The following is a 26,771-nucleotide window of genomic DNA, read 5'->3' as shown; positions in this document are numbered from 1 at the left end:
GTTGTCTCCGGTCACTTGGGTAAGCGATTTAGCTATGAAACCAGCACGCAGTCAAAAAAAAATAAAGAGTCCTCATTCTTGGTCGCAATTAAAAAACGGCCAATGGGTCTGTGAATCGATTCAAACCCGAATTGATGAGTGGTGCCCCAAACTATTTGGTTATCACATGCTAAAATTGGGCGGTTTAAGCTGCGAATTATCAAGTTGCAATTGTAATATTCAACACCAAGTTAACCTCGATATCCAGAACCCTTTGCATAGTGTGATCGCCGATGCTTATGATTTACCCTTTCTTGAAAAGAGTATTGATGTGGCAATCCTTGCTCATCAACTGGATTATTGTGGTGATCCACACCGTATTTTACGTGAAGTAGACCGCGTATTGATCGATGATGGTTACTTAATTATTACTGGGTTTAATCCCATCAGCTTGATTGGGTTGGCAAGTTTGATGCCATGGCGTAAGCATAACCTACCTTGGAGTGGGCGCATGTTTACTCCGAGCCGTATCAGAGATTGGCTGAGTGTTCTTAATTATCAAGTCATTGAATGCGATCAATATGCGCTTTTCCCCATGCAAAAATACCGCGCTGGATGGACATGGTTAGAAAATGCGTCTGGTCGCTGGGCTCGTCCACTGGGTAGCCTCTACTTTATTGTCGCGCGTAAACGAACTTATCCTTTAAAGCCAATTAAACCACACTGGCACCTTAAGCGACGTTTTTCACCGCTAGGGCTTAATTATCGGATTAAATCATCCGAATAACCATGGCTTAACACCATTGTGTTAAGGTTGATAGCCGTGATCATCTTCGGTTGGATTTTCTGCCGCCGTTCGTGCGAGTTCGTCACAGATTTCATTTTCTCGATGGCCGGCATGGCCTTTCACCCAGCGCCATTCGACATGATGACGTGCCGTTTCTTGATCTAACTTTTGCCATAGATCGGCATTTTTTACCGGTTTTTTATCGGCTGTTTTCCATCCGCGTTGTTTCCAGTTATGGATCCATTGAGTAATACCCTGGCGGACATATTGACTATCGGTGGTTAAAATGACTTCGCAAGGCTCTTTTAGCGTTTGCAGAGCAACGACAGCGGCTAGCATTTCCATTCGATTATTGGTCGTTAAGCGATAGCCGTTTGATAAGGTTTTTTCTACTTGTTTGTAACGCAGGACAATGCCATAACCTCCGGGGCCAGGGTTGCCTAAACAAGAACCGTCAGTGAAAATTTCCACCTGTTTCTTCATGATTTGATACTATTGGGTTACACACACCATTGATATAGTCTGACATAGATATCCTTATGAATACTAGCAACAATTCTAATTACGGTCGTATTGTGGTTTTAGATACAGAAACCACGGGTATGAACTTTGAAGGTGGCCCTCATTATGAAGGGCATCGAATTATTGAAATCGGTGCGGTGGAAATCATCAATCGAAAACTGACTGGGCGACATTTTCATGTCTACTTAAAGCCGGACCGAGACATTCAGCCTCAAGCCATTGAAGTTCACGGGATTACCGATGAATTTCTAGTGGATAAGCCAGAATATAAAGAGGTGCATGAAGAATTTTTGGATTTTATCAAAGGCGCTGAGTTAGTTGCCCATAATGCTCCCTTTGACGTGGGCTTTATGGATTATGAATTTAGTAAATTAAATGCTTCGATTGGTAAAACGGAGCAATATTGTAAAATCACCGATACGCTCGCCATGGCGAAGAAAATCTTCCCGGGTAAACGCAATAACTTAGATATATTGTGTGAGCGGTATGGCATAGATAACTCTCATCGAACTTTACACGGCGCATTACTCGATGCTGAGATTTTGGCCGATGTTTATCTACTTATGACAGGGGGGCAAACCTCTTTACAATTTTCAGCCGGTAGCCAAAACGGTGAACAAGGTAGTAATAGCATCAAACGTGTCAGTTCAGAGCGTAAAAAACTCAAAGTTTTACGTGCATCGGCCGATGAATTACAGGCACACCAAGAACGTTTGGATGTGGTAGAAAAAAGCGGTGTTTGCCTCTGGCGTCAGTAGGAGAAATTATGTGGCGGATAGGAATAGCGATATTGGGGTGGCTAATTGGGTTTAATGCATTAGCAAGTAATGAGTCAACGATGTCATTATTGGACAATCGCTTTCGCGTCGATTCTACCATTTCACAAATTACCTTTGTTATTTATCGAGAAAAGAATTCTCAGCCGGTTGTGCTAGTAAGGCCCGATGGCACAAAATATTATGCGGGACGTCATCCAGATTACGTTCGCTGGTATGAAGAGCCTTCGATGGATATTATATCGATTGATAATCCGATGCCGGGCCCTTGGCAAGCAATAGGTAAGGTTTCTCCCAAAAATAATATAAGGCTCATTTCCCACTTACAGATGTTAAGCGATCCTTTACCTTCTCGCTTATATCAAGGTGAGGAAATTAAGTTTACCGCTCGATTGGTTTCGGATGGTCAGCCTTTATTATTGAGAGATTTTCTTGATCGAGTGAACTTAACGGTTACTTTTACTAAGTATATTGAAAATGAGCAGGAGCTAGAAAAAGAGGCCCAACCTTTACCGATTGAAGTCGGTCTCTTTGCTGATGATGGTCGAGGGCTTGATGAAAAAGCGGGCGATGGTGTTTTTACCGTTGCGCTACCGATCTCATTAGAGCCAGATAAATATCGTGTACGGATCACCTCTGGCAATGGAGTGTTTCTACGCGCTCAAGAGCAAGAGGTATTAGTTTATCCTTCGCCGATAACGACAACTTTTATTCAGTCGCGAGCAGACAATCAGCCACATCAAGTGATCTTTAGTGGCGAAGGCGGCATGATTCAGCCTGGATCTTTAACGGGCCAAGTGGAACATAAAGGAGCACTTCCTGCATCATTTATCACCCAAGCTCAAGCTGATGATAAAGCGTTAAATCTGACCTTTTCAATTCCGAATAGTGGTGAGTTTGGTCATTTTTCTTGGCATGGTTTGGTATACGCGACCGATCTCGCCACCCAAAGACCACTGGTCTTCCCTATTAAAGAGCATCGTTACAGTGTGGTGAGTGAGATCGATCTTGATAAAACCCGCCGAATGCAAGAAGCGGATTTGGAGAATTTACGTCGATTACAGCAAGAAAAATTAGTGATTCAGATGCGCGAAAAATCACGACAAAAGGCACTGATTTACATTGTGTTAGGGAATGTTTTTGTGATTCTATTGGCGTTGGGTGGTTGGTTTATTCGCCGTAAATTACAAGCCAAAGCTGCGGCAACGCCAGAATTACAGCTCAAGGTTCCTAAAAAATAGCCTTTATTTAAACGGGCTATCTTGTTTATCTCAAGCTGCTGTATGGCTAGTTGCTCCAATCGTGTTGCATGTTCTACGCTGCAGCTGTATCTATTTGCTTGCGATCTGAAACTTCAAGTGGTTTGGTTGTAAAAAAAGTAAAAGAAGGCTTAGCCTCCTTTTACTTTCTCACCTGACGGCGATGAAAATTCTCTTAAGTTAAATACTAGGCGACCTCTTCCAGTTTTGGATGTGGTTTGTTCGCTGCCAGTGCTTGTGGAGAAAAGTCATCGACATTGATGGTATATAGGCGATGAGTTTCAGCCTCCGTCAATAATTGCGCTTCCTGTTCCGTTAAGATTTTTTTCTCAAGGCCGACAGTGGCTAATTCATCCAAACGAGTAAATGGATGGCGTTGACCGAGTGCCTGGCATAATTTCGTGAAGATAGGTTCAGCTTGCAGTATAACATTGAGTGCTTGTTCTATTTTCCCTACCGGGTTATGTTCTGTTGCTGCTAAATATTGGTAACGACCTAAGCGAGAACGGGTTGCACTCGGTGTTTGAATAATTTGCGCCACCTGGCTATCAAGCTTATCGTTAGGCGCTTTTCGCACTCGGCCAAATGGCATGAGCAGCACTCGTAATAGTTTTCCCAGCACCGGGTTTGGGAAGTTTGCAAGAAATTCATCAATCGCCACTTCTGTTTGCCTTAAACTGTCTTGTAATCCCCAATGGACTAAAGGTAAGTCCTCCTTAGGGCTGCCATCATTTTCAAAACGTTTAAGCGTTGCAGAGCTTAAATAAAGCTGACTGAGGATATCACCGAGTCGGGCGGATAAGCGCTCTTTTCGTTTAAGTGAGCCCCCAAGCGTTGCCATAGAAATATCTGCTAACAAAGCAAGATTTGCACTGTAACGGTTGAGTTTCTGATAGTAACGTTGGGTGGCATCTTTAGTGGGTGAGGATGAGCCGTAACCATCGGTGAGACCAAACCAAATGCTGCGTACAAAATTACTCAAGGTAAAGCTAATATGGCCAGCTAATGCTTGATCAAACTGCTCAAGTGCAGCAGGGTGGTCAGAGTGAGCTGCGGCCATTTCACTAAGAACGTAAGGATGACAACGAATCGCACCTTGGCCAAAGATAATCATTGAGCGAGTGAGGATATTTGCGCCTTCAACGGTGATGGCAATGGGAGCTCCTTGGTAACCTCTGGCTAAGAAGTTAGCTGGCCCTAAACAGATACCTTTACCACCGACGATGTCCATGGCATCGATAATGGCGCGTTGCCCACGGTGGGTGCAATGATACTTAACAATGGCTGAAATAACCGATGGCTTTTCACCTAAGTCTATCGCAGCGACCGTTAAATTGCTGGCTGCATCCATGACATAAGCATTACCCGCTAAACGGGCTAGAGGCTCTTCGATGCCTTCCATTTGGCCGATCGGTTGCTTAAATTGACGGCGAATTCGAGCATAAGCTCCGGTTGCTAGAGCTGCGGTTTTAATCCCGCCTGTTGAGTTTGATGGTAAGGTGATTCCTCGACCAACGGAGAGGCATTCCACCAACATGCGCCAACCTTGCCCTGCCATTTTGGGGCCGCCAATAATAAAATCTAAAGGAACAAAAAGATCATTAGCTCGGGTTGGACCATTTTGAAAAGGAACATTGAGTGGAAAATGACGATGACCAATTTCTACCCCAGCTAAGTCGGTTGGAATCAAAGCGCAAGTGATGCCGATGTCGGGCGAATTTCCTAATAGGCCGTCGGGATCTTGCAGTTTAAAGGCCAAGCCTAATACTGTGGCAACCGGAGCGAGGGTGATATAGCGTTTGTTCCATGTGAGGCGCATTCCCAGCACTTCCTTTCCTTCCCACTCACCTCTACAGACAATTCCAAAATCAGGGATAGACCCTGCGTCTGATCCCGCTTCTGGGCTGGTTAAAGCAAAACAAGGGATTTCTTTTCCTTCGGCTAAACGTGGTAAATAATAATTTTGTTGCTCTTGAGTGCCATAATGTTGCAGTAATTCACCAGGCCCTAATGAATTTGGAACGCCAACGGTGGATGAAAGAACACCGGAAACCCCTGTTAATTTCTGTAATACCAACGATTGAGCGTAGGCTGAAAATTCTAAGCCGCCATATTTTTTCTTAATAATCATGGCAAAAAATTTATGATCTTTGAGGAATTGCCATACTTCTGGCGGTAAATCGGCCAGTTCATGAGTGACTTGGTAGTCATTAACCATGGCACAGACTTGGTTGACCGGGCCATCTAGAAATGCTTGTTCTTCTGCGGTTAAGGTTGGCGCTTTTATGCTCTTGAGTTGCTGCCAATCAGGTTTACCTTTAAAAAGTTCAGCTTCCCACCAGACGGTGCCAGCATCCAAGGCCTCTTTTTCTGTTTGTGACATAGCGGGAAGCACTTTTTTAAACATCGTCAGTGCTTTACTGCTGATTAGATTTTGCCGTACTGAGGGAACGATAAACACCACGATGGCCGCAAGGTAGAAAGCCCAAGCAAAAAATCCAGCCTGACCGGTGATTGATAGCGTTAGCATTGTTAAGGTTAAAAAAGCTAACGCGGTAAAGAGTGAGGTTCGATGGTATAAGCATGTGCTTAGCACCAGCAAAAAAGCCAACATAGAGATCAAGATTTCCATAACAATTTTCCTTATCCAGACAAGGTGGCATCTGATGTTAAAGTGGTCTAACCAGTCGATTGTAATCAAAAGTTTAACGAGATGTAAAATGTAATATTGGCTAAAAAGTGATCTGGATGAAAAGAAAATACAAAAATGTGCTGTGTACGCCAATTTTATCGACAAAAAGTCAGGCCAATTAATCAATTTGTGCTGCTACGACTATCGACAGAGGGAATCGTTTGGGTAAACTCAGCAACATGTAAGTTTTCTTGTAAGAAAACTTTCTTGCCAGCAGAATAATGAAGAGATGAAACCTATGTACCAGGATTTGATTAAACGTGAACTGACGGAAGCGGCTGAAGTACTGAATACATTTTTAGCCGATGAGCAGAATATTGCTAACATTGAAGCCGCAGCAAAAATGATAGCCGATTCTTTTAAGCAAGGAGGTAAAGTTCTTTCTTGTGGCAACGGTGGTTCGCACTGTGACGCGATGCATTTTGCAGAAGAATTAACCGGGCGCTACCGTGAAAATCGCCCAGGTTATCCGGGAATTGCTATTTCTGATCCCAGCCATCTTTCTTGTGTTAGTAATGACTTTGGCTACGATTATGTATTTTCACGTTATGTCGAAGCCGTCGGGCGTCAAGGTGACGTTCTCTTCGGCCTTTCAACCTCGGGTAACTCAGGAAATATTTTAAAAGCGATTGAAGCCGCTCAAGCAAAAGGGATGAAAACCATTGCCTTGACCGGAAAAGAGGGGGGCAAAATGGCAGGATTAGCGGATATTGAAATTCGTGTGCCTCATTTTGGCTATGCTGACCGTATTCAAGAAGTCCACATTAAAATTATCCACATTATCATCCAATTAATTGAAAAAGAGATGGCATAAACCATGGTGGGTTAACCGTTTAAGTTGGCCCACGGTTAGTTAAGTGGTTTAAAGAAGGAGTTGTTTAAACCATGTGTGAATTACTTGGTATGAGCGCCAATGTGCCAACCGATATTTGTTTTAGTTTTACCGGCCTGATGCAGCGGGGAGGTAAAACAGGGCCCCACCGAGATGGTTGGGGCATTACTTTTTATGAAGGACGAGGTTTTCGAACCTTTAAAGATCCAGCACCCAGTTGCCAGTCACAAATTGCTCAACTAGTGCAAAATTATCCGATCAAAAGCTGTGCCGTGATCAGTCATATTCGTCAAGCGAATCGTGGTGGGGTGAGCTTAGAAAATACGCACCCTTTTACGCGTGAACTATGGGGGCGGTATTGGACGTTTGCCCATAATGGACAACTTGTGGATTACCAAAGACTTACTCAAGGTCGCCACCGTCCGGTCGGGCAAACAGATAGTGAAGCGGCTTTTTGTTGGTTACTCGATAGGCTAGAGCAGCGTTATCCAGAGATCCCTCACAATATGCAGGATGTTTTTTACTACGTCAGCGAGCTTTGTGATGAGCTACGTAATAAAGGGGTATTCAATATGCTGCTTTCTGATGGCGATTACGTGATGAGCTACTGCACCAATCACCTCTATTGGATCACTCGTCGAGCCCCATTTGGTCATGCTGCATTGATTGATGAGGATGTGGAAGTGAATTTCCAAGAAGAAACCACCCCCAATGATGTGGTGTCGGTGATTGCGACTCAGCCATTAACCGGCAATGAAACTTGGCAGCGAATGAAGCCGGGCGAGTTTAATTTGTTTTATTTAGGTGAGCGAATTGCAACCAATGTTGAGCAATTGAAAGCGGTGGCTTTTGCTGCGCCAAAGCCGGGTAATCAAGCTCCTCAAGCTGAGCTTTAATTAATCACATAAAAAGGGTAGCCGTAAGCAACCCTTTTTATGTGATTAATACTATCTCCTTCCTACTTGAAGCTGCAGGGGCTACGTTTGCTCACCCCAATCGCATCGCCTGTATATGCTTATGGGGATGATGAGAGCCATCCGTGGCACTCACCAAAGGCCAGCCTACGGCTGTTCAAATTTGTCACGTTGCCGCCAAACTGCAACTCTCAGTTGTTTGGGTATACATCCTATTATTGGTCGGCATAACCATGGATCCCCAAAGGTTTTCCATCTAAAAAGGCTTTGCCTTGCTTCATAGCTAAACGCTCTTCCACAAACCATTGCACCACTAACGGATAGATACGATATTCTTGAGCTTGTACCTTTGCCGTTAGTGTTTCAACGGTATCCTCGTCAAAAATGGGCACTTTTGCTTGAAGAATAACAGGCCCACCATCCAATTGTTCTGTCACAAAGTGGACGCTTGTGCCATGTTCTTCATCTCCAGCATGAATGGCTCTTTGATAGGTATTAAGGCCTGGATACTTAGGTAACAGTGATGGGTGAATATTAATCATGCGCCCTAAGTAGTGGCGAACAAAATCACTGCTGAGAATACGCATATAGCCAGCTAAAACGATCAAGTCTGGTGTGTATTGATCGATATACTGCATTAATGCGTCATCAAAAGCATCACGAGTCTCATAAGCGTTTGGATCCACAAAATGTGCTGCTGCACCTGCCTTTTTGGCCCGTTCTAAAGCATATGCTGTTGCTTTGTTTGAAAAAACAGCCGTTACTTTGCCACCATGTTTACTGGCTTCACAGGCATCAATGATCGCTTGTAAATTGGTTCCATTTCCTGAAACTAAAACAACAATACTTTTCATCAATTATTTGATCTCTACTTGCTCTTCATTCGCTTGTGCCGAGGCTATTTCACCGATAATCCATGCGTTTTCGCCTTGGTGTTGTAACAGCTCGACCGCTGCTTGTGCTTGATTCTTTGGTAGGGCAATAATTAGTCCGACACCACAGTTGAAGGTGCGATACATTTCGCGTGTTGTCACATTTCCTTTTTGTTGTAGCCAAGTGAAAATGGCAGGCCATTGCCAACTGTTGCCATCAATCACTGCTTTTGCTCCTTCAGGTAATACGCGAGGGATGTTTTCCCAGAAACCACCACCAGTAATGTGCGAAATGGCGTGAATATCGTGTTCAGCAATCAGTTTTAATCCTGATTTAATATAGATTTTAGTCGGTTCTAACAGGTGTTCGCCGATCGCTTTACCTTCCAGCATTTCGTTTTTATCGGCACCGGACACTTCCAGAATTTTACGAACCAGAGAGTAACCATTTGAGTGCGGACCACTTGAACCGACGGCGATCAATGCATCTCCTGCAGCCACTTTTCTACCGTCGATGATGTTTTCTTTTTCTACTACTCCGACACAAAAGCCAGCTACATCGTAGTCTTCGCCTTCATACATTCCAGGCATTTCTGCGGTTTCGCCCCCAATCAGAGCGCAGCCCGCTTGAACACAACCATCAGCAATACCAGAAACGACATCTGCTGCTGTCTCTACGTCTAATTTTCCCGTGGCATAATAATCCAGGAAAAAGAGTGGCTCTGCACCTTGTACAATTAAGTCATTGACACACATGGCGACTAAATCAATCCCAATCGTGTCATGCTTTTTCATATCCAAAGCCAGTCGTAATTTGGTTCCAACTCCGTCGGTTCCTGAAACGAGAACGGGCTGTTTATACTTAGTTGGCAGTTCACATAGGGCACCAAAACCACCAATACCGCCCATGACCTCAGGGCGACGAGTGCGTTTGACTGCTCCTTTTATTCGTTCAACAAGCGCATTGCCTGCATCGATGTCTACGCCAGCATCTTTGTAGCTAAGAGAAGTGTTGTTACCGCTCACGGGGAAAGTCCTCGATCTAGTTGGATATGAAAACGAGACTATTCTACAGGCTTAAACCAAAAAGGAAAACGTTTGCGTCAGATTTTTATCAAGATTTTAGGTCGGAAAACCGCAATAAATGAGTGTATAATCTGAAAGTTTATTTAAATTATGCCGGAGATGGAAATGAAAGTTGTTGAAGTAAAACACCCTCTAGTAAAACATAAAATTGGTCTGATGCGAGAAGGTGATATCAGCACGAAACGTTTTCGTGAGTTAGCCACCGAAGTTGGGAGCCTACTTACTTATGAAGCGACTGCTGACTTTGAAACAGAAAAAGTAACTATTGACGGCTGGAACGGTCCTGTTGAAGTGGATCAAATTAAAGGCAAGAAGGTCACCGTAGTGCCTATTTTACGGGCTGGATTGGGAATGATGGATGGCGTATTGGAACATATTCCAAGTGCTCGTATTAGTGTGGTGGGGGTTTATCGAGACGAAGAAACATTAGAGCCAGTACCTTATTTCAACAAACTGGCTTCCAATATTGAAGAGCGCATTGCGATGGTGGTTGACCCAATGCTTGCTACCGGCGGTTCTATGATTGCCACGATTGATCTACTTAAAGAGAAAGGATGCAACCAAATTAAGGTCTTGGTTTTAGTCTCTGCGCCTGAAGGTATTGAAGCGTTGGCCAAAGCACACCCTGATGTTGAGTTGTACACGGCGGCTATTGATGAAAAACTCAATGACAAAGGTTATATCGTTCCTGGTTTAGGGGATGCTGGGGATAAGATCTTCGGGACGAAATAATTTCGTATTCTTGTAAAGTATTCTTGTAAAGAAGAGGCACTATTGGTTCCTCTTCTCAACATTCAGCGAGCTTATTTATTTAGACGCAGTGTGCCACTTTTTCTGGTGATATTTTTCGATGTGCCTTTATTGTTTGTTGTTGATGAATCACGATGCGGTTTACATTTTTCACGCCCTTTTTTCGTATTAGGCCCATGACGATGTTCATGCGCATCTCGCCCTTTAAAGGTTCGATGTGTAACTGGCTTAGTGGTTCGGCTATCAAATAATTTGGCATTGGTTGCTTTTGGGATAGTTTGCCCTTTACTGCCTGTTCGAGATGCTTCTTCGGTACTGATTGATCCTTCACACATGGCTAAAATTTCATTGACTTCAGCTTCTGTTAAATAACGCCATTGTCCGTTAGGAATACCCTCTAAAGTAATATTCATGATTCTCACCCGGCGCAATTTAAATACTTCATACCCTAACGCTTCACACATACGACGAATTTGCCGGTTTAAGCCTTGAGTGAGAACAATGCGAAAGGCATATTTTGTTTCTTGGGTGACTTTGCAAGGAAGCGTCACAGTATCGAGAATATTCACACCGCTGGCCATCTGGTGAATAAACTGCTCGGTGATCGGCTTGTTGACTCGCACTACATACTCTTTTTCGTGATTATTCCCTGCGCGGAGAATTTTATTCACAATATCCCCATCATTGGTTAAAAAGATTAATCCATCTGAGGGTTTATCTAAACGGCCAATAGGAAAGATACGTTTGCTGTGGCCAATGAAATCAACAATATTTCCGGGCACATCTCGTTCCGTGGTACAAGTAATCCCTGTTGGTTTATTTAACGCAATGTAGATGGGTTTTTCTTTATAGCCGACCGGATTGCCATCAATACAGACAGTATCTTGCTCTGTGACTTTTGTTCCCATCTGGGGAATTTCCCCATTAATGGTGACTCGGCCTTGTTCTATTAATTTGTCGGCTTCTCGGCGTGAACAAAATCCTGTTTCACTGATGTATTTATTTAAGCGTTTTTCATGGGGTGTCATGGTGGCTCCTAACGTTTCGCAACGGAGTGGTCAATCAAAATGATAATATTATCTACGTGAGGGGTCGTATTTTATCAGTTATTACCGGTTAACCAAGTCGTTTTTGGTGGCGCTCTCGGTTATCATTTTTTTGATGGCGACTTTTTCGAAGTAAGATATAGACAGCCCCAGTCCCGCCATGGAAACGTTGTGCGCTATGAGCACATTGCACTTCATCAATTTGAGTTAACCAATGAGCGACAAAGCTTTTGATCATTGCGGGCGGAGTTGAGCGCTCTCCTCGTCCATGTATAATTAAGATCGTTCGCATATCCAGCCTCATACATTGGGCTAGAAAATGGCAGACCTCGTCCCGCGCTTGTTTTAGTGTTTTACGGTGTAAGTCTAGCCTTGCCTGAATGGGGTATTTACCTAATCGTAATTTTTTGTACACACCATCTTGTACCCCATCTTTTTTGTATTCCACTACGTCATCGGGTTTTAGCATCGGAGCAGAATCGATCGAAAGATAATCGGGATTGTGTTCGGAAAGGGCGATCGCGGATTGACGCTTTGCTAATTGCGCATCAGTAACCGTATGGCCTTTTTTCAGTTCAGCGACGTCATGGGTGAGGGGTTTTACATCTCCCATCATTTGCTGAAACAAGGCTAAATCATCATCATGAGACATAATAGTGCCTGAAAAGGGTCATTCAATGAGATGATTATACCGATTCAAACAGGAAGATGACCAAAGAAAAAAATAAAAAAACGGAGTAGACAGGCGATCTACTCCGGTGCATAGCATCAGTTTATAGGTGCTAAGCGATCTAGTGAGGAGATTTGTCGTTCATCACATTGTCGAGGTAAAAGCTGTGAGAAACAGCACTAGACCAATGGCTCTAATCGCTTTACTGTACGACTCAATAAGCGTTTAAGTCAGATGTCTAGATTATCGGCAACGTTTTTGAAGACGAAAATACGTTAAAATATGACTAAATTTTCAACCCTGATCTGGATCAATTGTATGCCACAGGTTGTGATTGTGTTTCTTTTGCTGTGTATTTAATCACATTTTGCTGGTGTTTGTTTGTCTTACATACGGAAGATAGAGAAAAGAAGAAAAGGACTTGCTTAACGAAACAGAATGGGTACCATACGCTTGGTAAACGGTGAATAGCGCAGTTTGGTAGCGCATCTCCGGTTTTAGGAATAGCGGACCAGAGGGCGACCCTCTTGTCGGATTTTCTAAAAAAAACTTGTCGGTGAATAGCGCAGTTTGGTAGCGCATCTGGTTTGGGACCAGAGGGTCGGGGGTTCGAATCCCTCTTCACCGACCACTATTCTAGGCCTCAGTCAAAAGACTGAGGCTTTTAAGTTTGTAGAGAGTGATTGACAGAGGGTCGGTGGTTGGCCTGATATTTCAAATTAGGCTCTTCACCGACCACTACTTTAGGCCTCAGTCGAAAGACTGAGGCTTTTAAGTTTGTAGAGAGTGATTGACATAGGGTCGGTGGTTGGCCTGATATTTCAAATTAGGCTCTTCACCGACCACTATTTTAGGCCTCAGTCAAAAGACTGAGGCTTTTAAGTTTGTAGAGAGTGATTGACATAGGGTCGGTGGTTGGCCTGATATTTCAAATTAGGCTCTTCACCGACCACTATTTTAGGCCTCAGTCAAAAGACTGAGGCTTTTAAGTTTCTAGAGAGTGACTGACAGACTCAAGTATTTATGTGCGACAAAAACGTTACTTTAGCGGAGTTTAAACAAATTTGACGAAGATAAATGTTCGATGTTTGTCACAAATTAGCGTTTATCTTCTCGAACTTGATTGGCGGTATTCATGGCGAAAGATGAATTTTTTCACACCAAGGATTGAAATGGGCCTTATTTATGTGATTTTGATCCAATTAATCTCGTCAAAATAGAAATGTCGATTTTGACATTTTGGTTAACCTTTTGATATTAATGTTTTTATTTTTATTTTAAATGCTAAATTTTGAACTTGATCACCTCATGGTTTGATTAATTTTACGCCTAGAAATAACTCGCGTTATGGTGAACGTCATCAAGTGTAGCCATTGGCTGATGTCGTCGTGAGATGTGAAGGGAGAAGGGATATGACCATCCCATCCATTTTCAACCTAAAAGTAAGGTATTTATTATGTTGAACAAGAGTGTGATTGCCGTTTCAGTGATAGCAACTATAGCTGGTTGCTCAATGATGAACTCATCAAACCAATCTGTAGTTAATTCACTCGCGGATAACCTAGATATTCATTATACCGTTTTCACCAACCATGGTGCGGATGAAGGACTTGAATGCCAAGCATTGGGCGCTGAGTGGGCTTCTTGTAATAAAGTGAATATGACCTTGGTAAACCAAGGTAACGCGGTTGATTCAAAAGATTGGGCCATTTACTTCCACAGTATTCGTTTGATTTTAGATGTAGACAGTGATCAATTTAAAGTGACCCGTATTACAGGAGATTTGCATAAACTGGAACCTACGGAATCATTTATGGGGTTGGCTAAGGGAGAAACCATTACGCTTCCTCTGATTGGTGAATATTGGCAGCTGTTTGAAACAGACTTTATGCCTCGTGCTTTTGTCACGGCACCGAATGCAGAACCCAAAGTGATTACTTCACTCAATACTGAGGAGGTGGATAGTTTTGTAAGTGGACTAGCCGGAAATAATCTAAAACGTACCCCTAGCGATAATAATGTCTTTGCGAATGCGTTGACTCGTTTTGAAAAAAACGCTGATGTCGCTTTGCAAGATGTGTCAAGTTCCTTATTACCGACCCCCATGATAGTGGAAAAAGGTCATGGAAATTTAGCTATCTCGGTGGGTTTAGCACTGCCCAAAGCGGCTTTTGACGAGGCACAACTTGCTGCCATTCAAACACGAGCGATGATGGTTGGCCTGAATGTGAATGGTTCACTTCCGGTTTCTATTGCTGTGACACCAAAGTCATTTAGTGGAGCGTTGGCTAAGTCAGGAGCCTATCAACTGCGCATTAATGATAAAGGTATCGTCATTCATGCCTTTGACCAAGCAGGGGCTTTTTATGCCGTACAATCAATTTTGGGGTTGATTGATAGCCAGCAGCCAGACACATTGCCGCAACTCTTTATTCAAGATGCCCCTCGTTTTGATTATCGTGGCATCATGATTGACGTTGCTCGCAACTTCCATAGTAAATCAGCAATTTTAGCGACATTAGATCAAATGGCTGCGTATAAAATGAATAAGTTGCATCTACACCTTACTGATGACGAAGGGTGGAGAATCGAAATTCCAGGGTTACCTGAATTAACGGATATTGGTGGGCAACGCTGTTTTGATTTAACCGAGACAGAATGTCTATTACCGCAGTTAGGTTCTGGGCCAACAAGCGATAATTTTGGTTCGGGTTATTTCAGTAAAGAGGACTACATTGAGATTTTGCAATATGCGAAGGCGCGCCATATTGAAGTGATTCCTGAAATCGATATGCCTGCTCACGCACGTGCAGCTGTTGTTTCGATGGAAGCGCGTTATCAGCGTTTAATGCAAGCAGGGAAAGAAGCGGAAGCCAATGAGTACCGTTTGTTGGATCCACAAGACACCTCAAATGTAACTACAGTGCAATTCTATGATCGTTTAAGTTTCATTAACCCTTGCCTTGATTCATCGACGCGCTTCGTGGATAAAGTGATCAGTGAAATTGCTGCCATGCACCAGCAAGTGGGAATGCCGTTAACCACTTGGCACTTTGGTGGTGATGAAGCGAAAAATATTAAGTTGGGTGCCGGTTTCCAAGATGTTAATGAGACCGATAAAGTGAGTTGGAAAGGTAATATTGATCTTTCAGCGCAGGATAAACCATTTGCTCAATCTCCACAGTGTCAGGCAATGATCGCGAGTGGTGAAGTGAGTGACTTTGCTCATTTACCTAGTCATTTTGCTGAACAAGTGTCGAAGCTTGTGAATCAACAAGGAATTCCCCACTTCCAAGCTTGGCAGGATGGATTGAAATACAGTGATAGTCCGGAGTCATTTGCCACTCAAAGCACGCGAGTCAATTTCTGGGATGTCTTGTATTGGGGAGGAACGTCATCCGCTTATGAATGGGCAGAGAAAGGTTATGATGTAATCATTTCTAACCCTGACTATGTTTATATGGATATGCCCTATGAAGCGGACCCTAAAGAGCGGGGCTATTATTGGGCAACACGTGCTACCGATACGCGTAAGATGTTTAGTTTTGCACCAGAGAACTTACCACAAAATGCTGAAACCTCACTGGATCGTGATGGCAATGGATTCAGTGGTAAAGGGGAAGTGAAAGCGAAACCATTCTATGGCCTCTCCGCCCAGCTTTGGTCTGAAACGGTACGCAATGATGAGCAATATGAATATATGGTCTTTCCTCGCGTATTGGCTGCCGCTGAGCGAGCTTGGCACCAAGCCAGTTGGGAGAATCGCTACCGAGTCGATGTTGAATACTCACAGCAAACCTCTCGTGTTAACCAAAAAGCGTTAACGGCGGACTGGAATCGCTTTGCCAATGTGGTTGGGCAACGTGAGTTAGCAAAATTGGAAAAAGCAGGCATTGATTATCGCCTCCCTGTTCCTGGAGCGGTGATTAAGAACGGACATTTGGCCATGAACGTTCAGTTCCCCGGTGTGACGTTGCAATATTCATTCGATGGTGAGCAATGGCAGAACTTTGATGCGGCGAATGCCCCTAAAGTCAATGGTAAAGTGTGGATTCGTTCACTCTCTGCCAGTGGGCAACGAGCAAGTCGTGTTACGATGATTGAATAATCACTCGATACATTGAGTTCATTTCACAATCAAAAAAGCCTCTCACGTGTGAGAGGCTTTTTTATGTTAAGCCAAGGCTTAACAACTTAGGAAAACATCAACTCGATAGCTACCTTTGTGATCACCCTACACCAATTAATCATCAAAACGGGTTTTAACTAAGCGTAGTCGATTGGCATTGCTCACCACAGTAATAGAAGAAAGCGCCATGGCGGCTCCGGCAACAACGGGGCTCAGTAAAAAACCAAATGTGGGATAAAGCACCCCTGCGGCAATCGGAATGCCAAGTGTATTGTAAATAAAGGCACCAAAGAGGTTTTGACGCATATTTTTCAACGTGGCTTTAGAGAGTTCAATGGCATTCACCACGGCTAGTGGTGAGGAGTTTAAGAGTGTCATTTGCGCACTTTCAATAGCGACATCACTGCCGCTACCCATGGCTATTCCAATGTCTGCTTGTGCTAGCGCTGGCGCATCATTGATACCGTCACCTACCATCGCAACATGCCGCCCTTGCTGTTGCAATGCTTGAATATGTTGAGCTTTTTGATCGGGTAACACTTGAGCGATCACTTGAGCAATGCCTAACTGTTTGGCTATCGCATCGGCAACACTTTGCTGGTCACCAGTCAACATAACGCTATGAATACCCATTTCGTTGAGTGCTCGAACGGCTTTAATGGCGCTGCCTTTTATAGGATCGGCAATCGCAATCAACCCGATTAAGCGATTATTGCGCGCAATGGCTACCGGTGTCCACGCTTGTTTAGCAAAAGTGTCGATGGCTTGCTGCGCGATGGTGAGATCAACGGCGAGAGAGTGCATGTGAGGTAAAGAGCCAATGACTATCTCATCCCCTTGATACTGGGCTTTTATCCCCTTACCGCGTTGATTTTCAAATTGCTCAATTGGGGCTGCACTCACTTGCTGCAGCTTGGCATAATCACAAATTGCTTTAGCTAATGGATGTTCGGAGTGTTGCTCTAGTCCAAAGGCGAGGCTCAATAAGGTGGATTCATCCCCTTCAAGGCAGAGCAACTCTTGTACGCTCGGTTTGCCTTGGGTTAATGTGCCGGTTTTATCAAAGACGACCGTATCAATGTTACTGGCCGATTGTAAAACGTTAGCGTCACGAATCAAAATGCCCATTTCTGCGGCTTTACCTACGCCAACGGTCACCGATAGTGGAGTGGCTAAACCAAGCGCACACGGGCAAGCAATGATCAGTACAGTGGTGGCAACCACCAGCATATAACTGGCTTTAGGGTCCGGGCCGAACCAAAACCACATGGCGGCAGAAAAGAGCGCAATGGCGACCACCACCGGCACAAAGACTGCCGAAATTTGGTCAGCTAATTTGGCAATGGCCGGTTTACTGCTTTGTGCTTGGCGAACCATTTGAATGATACGAGCTAGCATGGTTTGTGAACCAATACCTGTCGCTTGGATCAATAAGCTGCCGTCTTGGTTGATGGTGCCTGCGGATACCGAGTCTCCGATTTGCTTATGAACCGGCAGCGGCTCTCCGGTCAGCATCGCTTCATCTACGTATGAGTCCCCCTCTAACACCATACCATCAACTGGGGCTTTTTCTCCCGGTTTGATACGTAAAGTCATTCCTTGAGAGATGTCTGCTACCGCAATGATCCGCTCACCGTTTTCGGTCACTTGGGTGGCTTGTTGTGGCTGTAAATTGATTAATGCTTGCAGTGATTGCGTGGTTCTGGCTTTTGCTTTGGCTTCAATATAGTGACCGAGAGAGATAAGCCCAATAATCATGGCAGAAGCTTCAAAGTAAACATGACGCGCCGCCATCGGGAACCAGTGAGGAAAGCTCACCACTAACATGGAGTAAAACCAAGCAGAGCCGGTACCTAAGGCGACTAAAGTATCCATGGTGGCTCGGCGATGAGTTAAGGCTTGCCAAGCATTGACATAAAAGCTGCGTCCGGCACTGGCGAGCAGAGCGAGACAGGTAAGCCCAACGATACCCCAACCAATTTGGTCTTTGCTGCTTGTAATCATCATGCTGCCACCCAAGACTCCCCAAGCCATCAGTGGAGCACCCAGCAGTAAACCCAGAATAGCGCTGCGTTTATGCTCACGTTGCGAAGCGGCTAATTGTAATTGCTGTTTCGCTTGTTGCTGATTGGGATCGTCAAGAGCTTCAGCCTGATAACCCGCTTGTTTCACTGCGGCTAACAGTTGTTCGGTAAGCGGGTGCTCACTGATGACGAGTGCGCTTTGCTCGGCTAAATTGACTTGAGCTTTTTGGACACCGGAGACAGACATTAATGCCTTTTCCACCGAAGCGACACAACTGGCACAAGTCATCCCCTGAATCAGTAAATGGTCGCTGACCTTACTGATGTCTGGTTGAGCTTCAATATGCGATGTGGTGAGTGGTGATACCTGTTGTGCCGAGTTGAGTTCGGCTTCCACTGTACCCTTATCCTTGGATTGCAAGCTTGCCTGATAGCCAACGTGCTGCACCTTGTCGATAACCTCTGCGTTAGAGAGTGTCGTGACTAAGCTGAGCGTGGTCTTTGTGACATCCAACCGAGCAATCCGTGGCTCTTGGCTCAGCGCTGTGGTGAGTTTCTTGACGCACTTACCACAGTTAAGACCAGCTAAGTAAAAGTGTGTAGGTTGGGCGGTTTGATAGCCTAACGATTCAATGCTATCCACGACATTATCAAGTGAAACTTCTGTATCCAATTCAATAAATGTGGGCGATAGCGAATGGATTTGAACCGTAAAGTCACTCTCTAGTTGACGCTCAAGCTTACGGGCACATCCCATGCAATTCAGCCCAGATAACGGTAAAGCATAGTGGTTCATGGTCATTCCTCCGAAATATTGAGGTAAGGATAAACCTTAACCTAGCGGTAAGGTCAAGCGAGTTTCTGGAAGTTTCTTGGGTCTATGCAATGGGAGTGATAGAATGGCGCACAAAATTTCGCTCATGCCAACTATTCGGCTGAAGTTTCAGAAAAAGGTAATAAATAATGACGGTTAAAACTCGTTTTGCTCCTAGCCCAACAGGTTATCTACACGTAGGCGGGGCGCGTACAGCTCTTTATTCTTGGTTATATGCGAAAAGCCAAGGTGGTGAATTTGTGCTACGCATTGAAGATACCGATTTAGAACGTTCAACTCAGGCTGCGGTTGATGCCATTCTTGAGGGAATGACGTGGCTTGGTCTAGAGTGGGATGAGGGGCCTTATTACCAAACCAAACGCTTTGATCGTTATAACGAAGTGGTTGACCAATTGTTAGCAGAAGACAAAGCCTACAAATGTTATGCCTCAAAAGAGCTGCTGGATGAAATTCGCGCAGAGCAAGAAGCGAATAAAGAAATGCCTCGCTATGATGCAAATCACCCTAAAATTCAAGCTGTGAATGCTGCGGCTAAAGAGGGCGATCCTTGCGTGATTCGTTTCCGTAACCCGAAAAATGGTAGCGTGGTGTTTGATGATCAAATACGAGGCCGGATTGAAATTCGTAATGATCAACTCGATGACTTAATCATTCGCCGGACAGACGGTTCACCAACCTATAACTTTTGTGTTGTAGTCGATGATGTCGATATGGGCATTACTCACGTGATTCGCGGTGAAGATCATATCAATAATACTCCTCGTCAGATTAATATCTATAAAGCAATGGGGGCGACGGTTCCTACTTTCGCCCATTGTGCGATGATCTTAGGCGATGATGGGGCTAAATTGTCTAAACGTCATGGTGCGGTTTCTGTGATGCAGTATCGTGATGAAGGCTATCTCCCTGAAGCTTTAATCAACTATCTTGTGCGCTTAGGTTGGGGGCATGGCGATCAAGAAATCTTTACTCGCGAAGAGATGATCAACCTTTTTAGTTTAAATGCGATATCTAAATCCGCATCTGCCTTTAATACCGATAAATTGTTATGGCTAAATAACCACTACATCAAAACGTCTGATCCTGAGTATGTGGCAAAGCACCTTGAGTGGCACTTTACTCAGCAAGGCATTGATAAAAACCAAGGCCCAGCCTTAGCCGACATCGTTCGTTTGGTTGGCGAGCGTTGCCATACCTTAGTTGAACTTGCCGAACAATCTCGTTATTTCTATCAAGACTTTAATGAATTTGAGGCTAATGCTGCGAAAAAACATTTACGTGGCGTTGCTAAAGAGCCGCTTGCGCTAGCTTTAAGCAAAATTGAAGCGCTAACGGAGTGGAGTGTTGAAAAGCTCCATCAAGTGATTGCTGAGGTTTGTGAAGAGTTAGAGATTGGTATGGGCAAAATTGGGATGCCGCTGCGAGTCGCGGTGACTGGTGGTGGTCAATCACCTTCGGTTGATGCTGTCATGCATTTGATCGGTAAAGAGCGTGTAGTGAAACGTATTCAAATGGCATTGGCTTTTATTACTGAGCGCGAAGCGAACGCATAATTTCGCTTTTCCTCATTGAAACCGTAGCGATGGCTACGGTTTTCTCGAAATAAAAAAGCCCACTTTAGTGAGCTTTTTTATTTTATTGGTAACCAGTAGCATTGCTTGTCTATTTTAAATCAATGCTATTTAAACGTCCCATATAGATAAGAATATCGAGATAGTCTTTATGGGCATCTAGTAATGCTTTTTTGGTTTTTGTATAGGCCGCTAGTTTTCCGTGCCTTTTAATGGAGCAAACGACGCTTTTAAATGCACAGTTCCCAGCGTTATCGTAACTACGCCAGGCGGCAATATAACAAGCGTCACGATAATCAGGGTTTTCTTTGGTCGGGCGAGGCTTATAAATAATCTTTGGTTCCAAGCTATGAGGAAGCCGAGTCATTAAATAAGGATCTTTAAGAATTTGCCGCCAAAATTTTCCCCACATTTCACGACCTAGCTCATTACGTAGCTTAATCGCTTTTTTTAACCCTTTTTTTTCTCCGATACGAATATAACCGACTGACCGATGCAAAACGGCATCATCGGGCGTATGAATATGAATTTTGTAAGCAGTTTTCGCTTTTGAGATAAAGCGATGGCCAGTATTCGTTTCTAGGTTACTTTTTTTCATACCTATCGCTATAGAGTGTTTTGTTAATAACTGAGTGGCAATAGTAATCGGTACAGAGACATTAGTCTAAAACAATAAGAGTATAGTACATCAGAAGTGTGTCAGAATTGTGCGAAAATGGGTTAACGCAGTTATAGGTTAACCCATTTGGTAAGTATGGCGCTCCCGACAGGATTCGAACCTGTGACCTGCCCCTTAGGAGGGGGCCGCGCTATCCTGCTGTGCCACGGGAGCGAAGAGTTGTATCTTACTCAATTATTCCGGTGAGATCATGCTTTCTGGTTGTGTTTATAACTGTTTGTGCATTACATCGCCAATTTGGATACTAGAAGCCAGTTCTGGTTGATCGACCGTTAATTCAGCGTCTTTTTCGTAAACTCGGGTAACGGTTAAAGTAATATCACTTTGGGTCACTTTATTACGTGGAAGCCCATTTTGATCAATAAAAGCTCCCGTATGCCAAAGTTGTAATTTATCACCTTCTTGTACGCCATGAATTCGACCTAAATCCATACTGATGGTATTGCCATATTTTGCAACAACCTCTGGTAGAGTTATTTTACAAGAAAGATTGGCTTCTAGATCGAGCATGATATTACGGCTCACTCTTAGTAGCATCTGTCCGTAGGTCGAAGCCCAAAAGCGCGCACTACGTGTATCGGTATTACTGGTTTTGGCAAATGGCCAGCTAGAAACCTCGCGATAATTTTTTTTCGTGATCTCGTGTCCCGTCTTACCATCAAAGACTCGTAGTTCTAAAGCAAATTGTCGGTTGATGACATCATCGCGCAATAACTTTTGCTCAATGGTGGTGGTTAGATCGGTAATTGATCCCCCGATGATATAGTGAGCGCCAAGATCTTGTGCAATCATTTTTATTCGAGTTGGATTACGAGGGTCAATGTCATAATCTGTGGTTCCCACCGAGATAAAACTGTGGGCTTCTTGCGAGATTTGTCTATCAAGGACATCGGCAAAATCGTCACCTAACTGATAAATTTGTCCCATAACGGCTTGTTGTGGAGAGGCAAGATCAATATTACCGACTAGAACGGTTTTCTTATATTGGTTTGTATGGCAAGCCTTTGCCGATGGATAAATATCTATTCTGGCGACAATTTTCATCACATTACGACGAACTTTTCGACTTTCTATCGAAATATACCGAATTTCATGGTTATTAAATAAATATTCTTGACGATCAGTCTCCAATAGCGGCATTAATGCACTAATGCTACCAATATCAGCTCCAGCAAAGTTGACCGCTTTATAGATGGCATCTTCGAGAGCATGCAATCTTGCCGTCTCTTCTGAAGAAACAACCGTAGCGGTGCCGGTCACTTCATACCAGGCCGCTTGACTGCTTGGTACCCAAAAGTACATAAAAACAATTGAAACGAAAGAATATATATTTTTTTTCATGATAATTTGCCAGTTAGGTACAAAATTTGCTTTACAAATATTAACCGATGTAGGTATGCGTTTCTGAAGCGAAAGCTAATAAAGAAAAGCAAAGAGCGTTCCAGTTTTGCCAATAGGAACAAATGGGACGTTAGCCTTAGTCTATCTGGAGATGAAGAGAATGAAAAAATGGCTGACCTTAGTGCCCGTAGTTTTTTTAACTGCCTGTGCCTATGCCCCCATTTATAACGGCAAAGAGCCATACAATGGTTCACAATTTATGCTCATGGAAAGCCCTCGTCATACGTTGGATTACTTTATTGACAGTTTGACAGAAGATCTCGTTCAGTCCAATACCAGTGTTACGGCTCGGACACCAATTGCCGTGACTTCATTTGTCGATTTACAAAATATGGATACGACAAACTGGCTGGGTAATTCTGTATCTGAAGGGCTAATTTATCAATTCCAGCGTCGCGGTTTTAAAGTGGTGGACTTTAAAACGACGGGTTCAATACAAGTGACACACCAAGGTGATTTCGCCTTTAGTCGTGATTGGAAAGACCTAGCACAAGAGCAAGAGATTCAATACGTATTGACCGGAACGATGTTGCGTCAAGAGGGGGGAGTTCTCGTTAATGCCCGAGTCGTTGGTATGCAATCACGCATTGTGGTTGCGACCGCCCAAGGTTTTTTACCTGAAGACCGTATTGGACGAGATTTAGACACATTAAATACGATTCGTACGCAAGATGGGGTTTTAATTCGCTCTGATCCAACGATGACTCGCCCTTACAATATTATTTTGCGACCTTAGGGCTTAGGAGAGAATAATGAAAGCAGGATGGTTTCTTTTGCTTACACTATTAATGTCTGGTTGCCAGCCTCTGCAATCAATGCGTAGCGATGATTGGTTAACTGCCGTTGGTTACGCCAGTATTAGTGAACAACGAGGCCGTGATGATGAAGAAAAACAAGTGAGAGCGATGAGGGCTTCTAAAATCGATGCGTACCGTGAATTAGCGGAACAAATTTATGGTATGCGAATCTCTGGCAGAGCCGATCTACAGGATCAGCGTCTTGGTACTGAGCTGACTTCGGGGGCCGTTGATGGTGTGATTCGAGGGGCGGAAGTGGTACGGAGTTATAAAGTCGGCGATAGTTATGTCACGGAGTTACGATTGGATATTCGTAAAATGGATCGATTACGTAGTTATGGTGAAGTACAACAAGTGCCAGAAAAGCGTCAACAAACGCTGTTTTAATTTTCCCCTCTCTTCTCTTTTTCTTCGTATAAAAACACCGGCGGCGGTTAATCTTCCGCTGGTCTTACCGTCATCGTTTAGGCTTAAATGAAATGGGAGGAACCCATTTTTACGCTTTTAGATTAGTCCCTAATGTTGAGATGGTATGTGTTTGCCCAGTTGCATTATAGGTCATCCCAATTTTACCATGGCTTTGCTGCATCAAGTTATTGAGTTTATTAAAACTAAGCTGCGCTCTAGCTAAGGCTTCACCGTTGATATTGTTTGATTGCTGGCAGTCGTGAATGATGGAACGAATGTGATTCATCACGCCATGTAAATCGTCATCCTCAGTCAGGCTTTTCACATCCGGATGACGAGAAATCCGCTGATCGGTTTGCTTTAATTGATTTACTAAGGTGATCTTTTGCTTAGCAACCGCTTCAATATCTGAAGAAACTCGACTGGTAATTGCTATTTTTTCTTGATCCAATAATGCAGAGAGTTGTTCGGCATTTTTTAATTGGAATTCGACTAAATCTTTTAACGTTGCCATTAGTCAATCACCTTGTTCATACATTTGCGTTTATTTAAAGCCGCCTAGCTCTTGTTCAAATTTAATCATATTGTCAGCCAGTTTTTCTGGGTCAACAACGTATGAGCCATTTGCAATGGCTTCTTTAATGGCGGCAACTTTTGCACTATCAAAACTTGGAGTAGCAGCCATTTCGTTGTGCATTTCACCCATGGCTTTACTTTGTGTGCTTAATGAAACCGCATCTTGTTGTGGTGCAACACTTGTTTTGCTAGTTGTGTTTGTCGAGCTTGAAGAGCTTGAGTTTGTATCTGAACGAGCAGGTGCACGACTGGTTGTCGTTAACGATTGACCTGAACGTATGTTATCAATACCTGCCATAAAAGAGCCTTTAAAATAATCAACTGGTACCGTCAATATCGACGAAGTAAAGTAAAACTTTAGTATTTTATTTCAGCATAGGGTAAATAAATCACTCACGAGCGATAAATTAAAATCGAACCGTGACTTCACCCATGCCACTGACTTGAGCATCTATTATACGGTTTGAGCGATCATTTTTCACTTTTATCTGATCGCCTAAATTTCCATCAGAGAGAGCAGTGCCTTTTGTTGTGATGTTCATCTCATTACTTACTGCTCTGATCAGCACGTTTTCATTTCGACACACTACACATATGTCATTGTGGTTAATTACATCTCCAAGTTGGAGATTTTTTTTTGTTTTTGCTCCAATAACCATATCTTGTGAGGAAAATCCTTGCCGTCTAAAGCGTAGCAGATCTACCATACTCATAGTAACATCATGTTCTGTTATCATTTGCCCACGAGAAAGGGCGTTGAGAGCTGTTACCATTGGAACCGTTATGGTTAATCTTACTGGTACATACACTCGCCAGCCGTCGGCTGGACATTCGACAAGAACAGTAATATTACTAGTAGAGCCATTATAAGACGATGAAGAAGTGTCTAATTTCTCTGGGCAATCTGTCGCAAAAATACGTTCATCAATGTTGGCCGCATTAACAACCAGTTCTCCACCTATCGGCTTATCTACCGTGTTGAGAACATGATCTTGAGCCGCTTTCTGAATCTGTTCTATCTGTTCTAAAGTGGCGGAAAACGCACAAAGGCTAAAGAAAAATAATAAAAAGCCGATAGAGTTATAAAAAAAGTGGTAGAAAGCTCTACACTTAACAGTGATAAGTAAATATAAACGGGTTTTCGAAAACATAGTTCGTTTCTCTGGTTTCTTTGTGGCCTGATTTAGACTATCACTTTTCCTTATAAAAAGTTTGAGATGGAGATGAGCTTATGACGGGTATTCTTGATTCTGTGAATCAACGTACGCAACTTGTCGGTCAAAACCGAATGGAACTATTGACTTTCCGTCTTAACGGGCGTCAACGTTATGGTATTAACGTCTTTAAGGTTAAAGAGGTTCTTCAATGCCCTAAGCTTACTGCCATGCCTAACTTGCACCGTTTAGTGAAAGGTGTTGCCCATATTCGTGGTCAAACTGTTTCAGTGATTGATATGAGCCTCGCGGTTGGTGGCCGTCCAACGGTTGATGTCGATAAAAGTTTTGTTGTCATTGCGGAATTTAACCGCACCATCCAAGCTTTTCTAGTCAGCTCTGTTGAGCGTATTGTTAATATGCACTGGGAGTCAGTACTACCACCACCTGATGCAGCTGGAAAGGGCAACTATCTCACAGCGGTGACCAATATCGATAATGAATTGGTTGAAATACTTGATGTAGAGAAAATTCTAGCAGAAATCGCGCCAGTAAATGAAACGATGAATTCGAGCATTGGCGAAGAGATCGCGCAAGCTGAGCAAGAAAAACAGATAGTCCGTCGAATCTTGATTGCTGATGATTCAAGCGTCGCTCGTAAGCAGGTACAACGAGCGATTGAGTCGATTGGTTTTGAATGTATTTTGACTAAAGATGGCAAAGATGCCTATGAAAAGCTACTGAGTATGGCTGAAGAAGGTAGTATTTATGAACAGATTTGTCTGGTCATTTCTGATATTGAAATGCCTGAAATGGACGGCTATACATTAACTGCAGAGATTCGCCGTCATAACGATTTAAAAAACCTTTACGTAATCCTGCATTCATCCTTGAGTGGCGTATTTAACCAAGCGATGGTTGAAAGGGTCGGAGCCAATAGCTTTATTGCTAAATTCAACCCTGATGAACTTGGCAATGCGGTGAAAGCTGCATTAGTAGAATAAAGAGAACT

The 26,771-nt window shown here is 43.5% G+C and carries 22 protein-coding genes, 2 tRNA genes and 1 pseudogene; 12 read left to right on the top strand and 13 right to left on the bottom strand.

Annotated features, from left to right (window positions below; genetic code table 11):
- Positions 1–34: 34 nt before the first annotated feature.
- Positions 35–766 carry a class I SAM-dependent methyltransferase gene (locus CAG57_RS15570; RefSeq protein ID WP_099611602.1) on the top strand — a complete coding sequence of 244 codons (732 nt, stop codon included), beginning with the start codon at positions 35–37 and terminating at the stop codon, positions 764–766.
- A gap of 21 nt (positions 767–787) precedes the next feature.
- Here CAG57_RS15570 and rnhA read toward each other — a convergent pair whose 3' ends face one another.
- On the bottom strand, positions 788–1,249 hold the full coding sequence (gene rnhA, locus CAG57_RS15565; RefSeq protein WP_161427934.1) for a ribonuclease HI: 462 nt from the start codon (positions 1,247–1,249) through the stop codon (positions 788–790).
- Positions 1,250–1,305: 56 nt separating this feature from the next.
- Between rnhA and dnaQ the strand changes: the two genes are divergently transcribed.
- Positions 1,306–2,046: a DNA polymerase III subunit epsilon gene (gene dnaQ / locus CAG57_RS15560; RefSeq protein ID WP_099611600.1), complete on the top strand. Its 741-nt coding sequence runs from the start codon at positions 1,306–1,308 to the stop codon at positions 2,044–2,046.
- Positions 2,047–2,054: 8 nt separating this feature from the next.
- Positions 2,055–3,305 (top strand): TIGR03503 family protein, encoded by a 1,251-nt coding sequence (locus CAG57_RS15555; protein ID WP_161427876.1) that lies wholly within the window; start codon positions 2,055–2,057, stop codon positions 3,303–3,305.
- Positions 3,306–3,510: 205 nt separating this feature from the next.
- Here the strand turns inward: CAG57_RS15555 and fadE are convergent, their stop codons facing one another.
- Positions 3,511–5,955 (bottom strand): acyl-CoA dehydrogenase FadE, encoded by a 2,445-nt coding sequence (gene fadE / locus CAG57_RS15550; RefSeq protein ID WP_161427877.1) that lies wholly within the window; start codon positions 5,953–5,955, stop codon positions 3,511–3,513.
- A 298-nt stretch (positions 5,956–6,253) separates the two neighbouring features.
- Here fadE and lpcA point away from each other — a divergent pair, with 298 nt between their 5' ends.
- Entirely contained in the window at positions 6,254–6,829 is a 576-nt protein-coding gene (gene lpcA / locus CAG57_RS15545) for a D-sedoheptulose 7-phosphate isomerase (RefSeq protein ID WP_161427878.1), read from the top strand.
- A 71-nt stretch (positions 6,830–6,900) separates the two neighbouring features.
- Complete coding sequence (locus CAG57_RS15540) at positions 6,901–7,743, top strand: class II glutamine amidotransferase (protein WP_099611597.1); 843 nt, start codon at positions 6,901–6,903, stop codon at positions 7,741–7,743.
- A 233-nt stretch (positions 7,744–7,976) separates the two neighbouring features.
- On the opposite strand, the gene purN is transcribed toward CAG57_RS15540, so the two are convergent.
- Together purN and purM are read right to left on the bottom strand one after the other, a co-directional pair.
- Positions 7,977–8,615, bottom strand: a complete 639-nt coding sequence (gene purN, locus CAG57_RS15535) for a phosphoribosylglycinamide formyltransferase (RefSeq protein WP_099611596.1) — start codon at positions 8,613–8,615, stop codon at positions 7,977–7,979.
- 3 nt (positions 8,616–8,618) lie between these two features.
- On the bottom strand, positions 8,619–9,659 hold the full coding sequence (gene purM / locus CAG57_RS15530; protein WP_161427879.1) for a phosphoribosylformylglycinamidine cyclo-ligase: 1,041 nt from the start codon (positions 9,657–9,659) through the stop codon (positions 8,619–8,621).
- A 165-nt stretch (positions 9,660–9,824) separates the two neighbouring features.
- On the opposite strand from purM, the gene upp reads away from it, so the two are divergent.
- Positions 9,825–10,451 (top strand): uracil phosphoribosyltransferase, encoded by a 627-nt coding sequence (gene upp / locus CAG57_RS15525; RefSeq protein ID WP_099611665.1) that lies wholly within the window; start codon positions 9,825–9,827, stop codon positions 10,449–10,451.
- Between the two features lie 71 nt (positions 10,452–10,522).
- On the opposite strand, the gene rluF is transcribed toward upp, so the two are convergent.
- Positions 10,523–11,497, bottom strand: coding sequence for a 23S rRNA pseudouridine(2604) synthase RluF (gene rluF / locus CAG57_RS15520; RefSeq protein ID WP_099611595.1), 975 nt, complete (start codon positions 11,495–11,497; stop codon positions 10,523–10,525).
- Between the two features lie 88 nt (positions 11,498–11,585).
- On the bottom strand, positions 11,586–12,167 hold the full coding sequence (smrA, locus tag CAG57_RS15515; protein ID WP_099611594.1) for a DNA endonuclease SmrA: 582 nt from the start codon (positions 12,165–12,167) through the stop codon (positions 11,586–11,588).
- 572 nt (positions 12,168–12,739) lie between these two features.
- Here smrA and CAG57_RS15510 point away from each other — a divergent pair.
- Both CAG57_RS15510 and CAG57_RS15505 read left to right on the top strand, forming a co-directional pair.
- A tRNA-Pro gene (locus CAG57_RS15510) sits at positions 12,740–12,816 on the top strand.
- A gap of 825 nt (positions 12,817–13,641) precedes the next feature.
- The gene (locus CAG57_RS15505) at positions 13,642–16,293 is read left to right on the top strand and encodes a beta-N-acetylhexosaminidase (RefSeq protein ID WP_161428257.1); all 2,652 of its coding nucleotides are present in this window, start codon (positions 13,642–13,644) and stop codon (positions 16,291–16,293) included.
- A gap of 135 nt (positions 16,294–16,428) precedes the next feature.
- Here CAG57_RS15505 and CAG57_RS15500 read toward each other — a convergent pair.
- A pseudogene (locus CAG57_RS15500) lies at positions 16,429–18,645 on the bottom strand (heavy metal translocating P-type ATPase); the annotation flags it as partial.
- A 656-nt stretch (positions 18,646–19,301) separates the two neighbouring features.
- On the opposite strand from CAG57_RS15500, the gene gltX reads away from it, so the two are divergent.
- Positions 19,302–20,726 (top strand): glutamate--tRNA ligase, encoded by a 1,425-nt coding sequence (gene gltX / locus CAG57_RS15495; protein ID WP_161428255.1) that lies wholly within the window; start codon positions 19,302–19,304, stop codon positions 20,724–20,726.
- A 109-nt stretch (positions 20,727–20,835) separates the two neighbouring features.
- Here the strand turns inward: gltX and CAG57_RS15490 are convergent, their stop codons facing one another.
- The 3 genes from CAG57_RS15490 to CAG57_RS15480 all read right to left on the bottom strand — a co-directional run bounded on the left by CAG57_RS15490 (position 20,836) and on the right by CAG57_RS15480 (position 22,764).
- A complete protein-coding gene (locus tag CAG57_RS15490; RefSeq protein ID WP_099611591.1) occupies positions 20,836–21,342 on the bottom strand; it encodes a Fe3+-citrate ABC transporter substrate-binding protein in 507 nt (168 codons plus the stop codon).
- A gap of 157 nt (positions 21,343–21,499) precedes the next feature.
- Positions 21,500–21,576, bottom strand: a tRNA-Arg gene (locus tag CAG57_RS15485).
- A gap of 54 nt (positions 21,577–21,630) precedes the next feature.
- On the bottom strand, positions 21,631–22,764 hold the full coding sequence (locus tag CAG57_RS15480) for a flagellar assembly protein FlgT (protein ID WP_161427184.1): 1,134 nt from the start codon (positions 22,762–22,764) through the stop codon (positions 21,631–21,633).
- A 160-nt stretch (positions 22,765–22,924) separates the two neighbouring features.
- Here CAG57_RS15480 and CAG57_RS15475 point away from each other — a divergent pair, with 160 nt between their 5' ends.
- Positions 22,925–23,560 (top strand): FlgO family outer membrane protein, encoded by a 636-nt coding sequence (locus tag CAG57_RS15475; protein WP_161427183.1) that lies wholly within the window; start codon positions 22,925–22,927, stop codon positions 23,558–23,560.
- A gap of 16 nt (positions 23,561–23,576) precedes the next feature.
- Positions 23,577–24,008 (top strand): flagellar assembly lipoprotein FlgP, encoded by a 432-nt coding sequence (gene flgP, locus CAG57_RS15470; RefSeq protein ID WP_099611589.1) that lies wholly within the window; start codon positions 23,577–23,579, stop codon positions 24,006–24,008.
- 109 nt (positions 24,009–24,117) lie between these two features.
- Here flgP and CAG57_RS15465 read toward each other — a convergent pair whose 3' ends face one another.
- The 3 genes from CAG57_RS15465 to flgA form a co-directional block, all read right to left on the bottom strand.
- Positions 24,118–24,543: a flagella synthesis protein FlgN gene (locus tag CAG57_RS15465; protein WP_161427182.1), complete on the bottom strand. Its 426-nt coding sequence runs from the start codon at positions 24,541–24,543 to the stop codon at positions 24,118–24,120.
- Positions 24,544–24,573: 30 nt separating this feature from the next.
- Positions 24,574–24,903 carry a flagellar biosynthesis anti-sigma factor FlgM gene (gene flgM / locus CAG57_RS15460; protein WP_161427181.1) on the bottom strand — a complete coding sequence of 110 codons (330 nt, stop codon included), beginning with the start codon at positions 24,901–24,903 and terminating at the stop codon, positions 24,574–24,576.
- 109 nt (positions 24,904–25,012) lie between these two features.
- On the bottom strand, positions 25,013–25,756 hold the full coding sequence (gene flgA, locus CAG57_RS15455) for a flagellar basal body P-ring formation chaperone FlgA (RefSeq protein ID WP_161430622.1): 744 nt from the start codon (positions 25,754–25,756) through the stop codon (positions 25,013–25,015).
- Positions 25,757–25,836: 80 nt separating this feature from the next.
- On the opposite strand from flgA, the gene CAG57_RS15450 reads away from it, so the two are divergent.
- Positions 25,837–26,763 carry a chemotaxis protein CheV gene (locus tag CAG57_RS15450; RefSeq protein WP_099611585.1) on the top strand — a complete coding sequence of 309 codons (927 nt, stop codon included), beginning with the start codon at positions 25,837–25,839 and terminating at the stop codon, positions 26,761–26,763.
- Positions 26,764–26,771 lie beyond the last annotated feature (8 nt).

The sequence above is a fragment of the Vibrio sp. V30_P3S12P165 genome, assembly GCF_009904905.1.
Taxonomy (GTDB): domain Bacteria; phylum Pseudomonadota; class Gammaproteobacteria; order Enterobacterales; family Vibrionaceae; genus Vibrio; species Vibrio fujianensis.
This window is presented reverse-complemented; position numbering and strand designations above follow the sequence as displayed.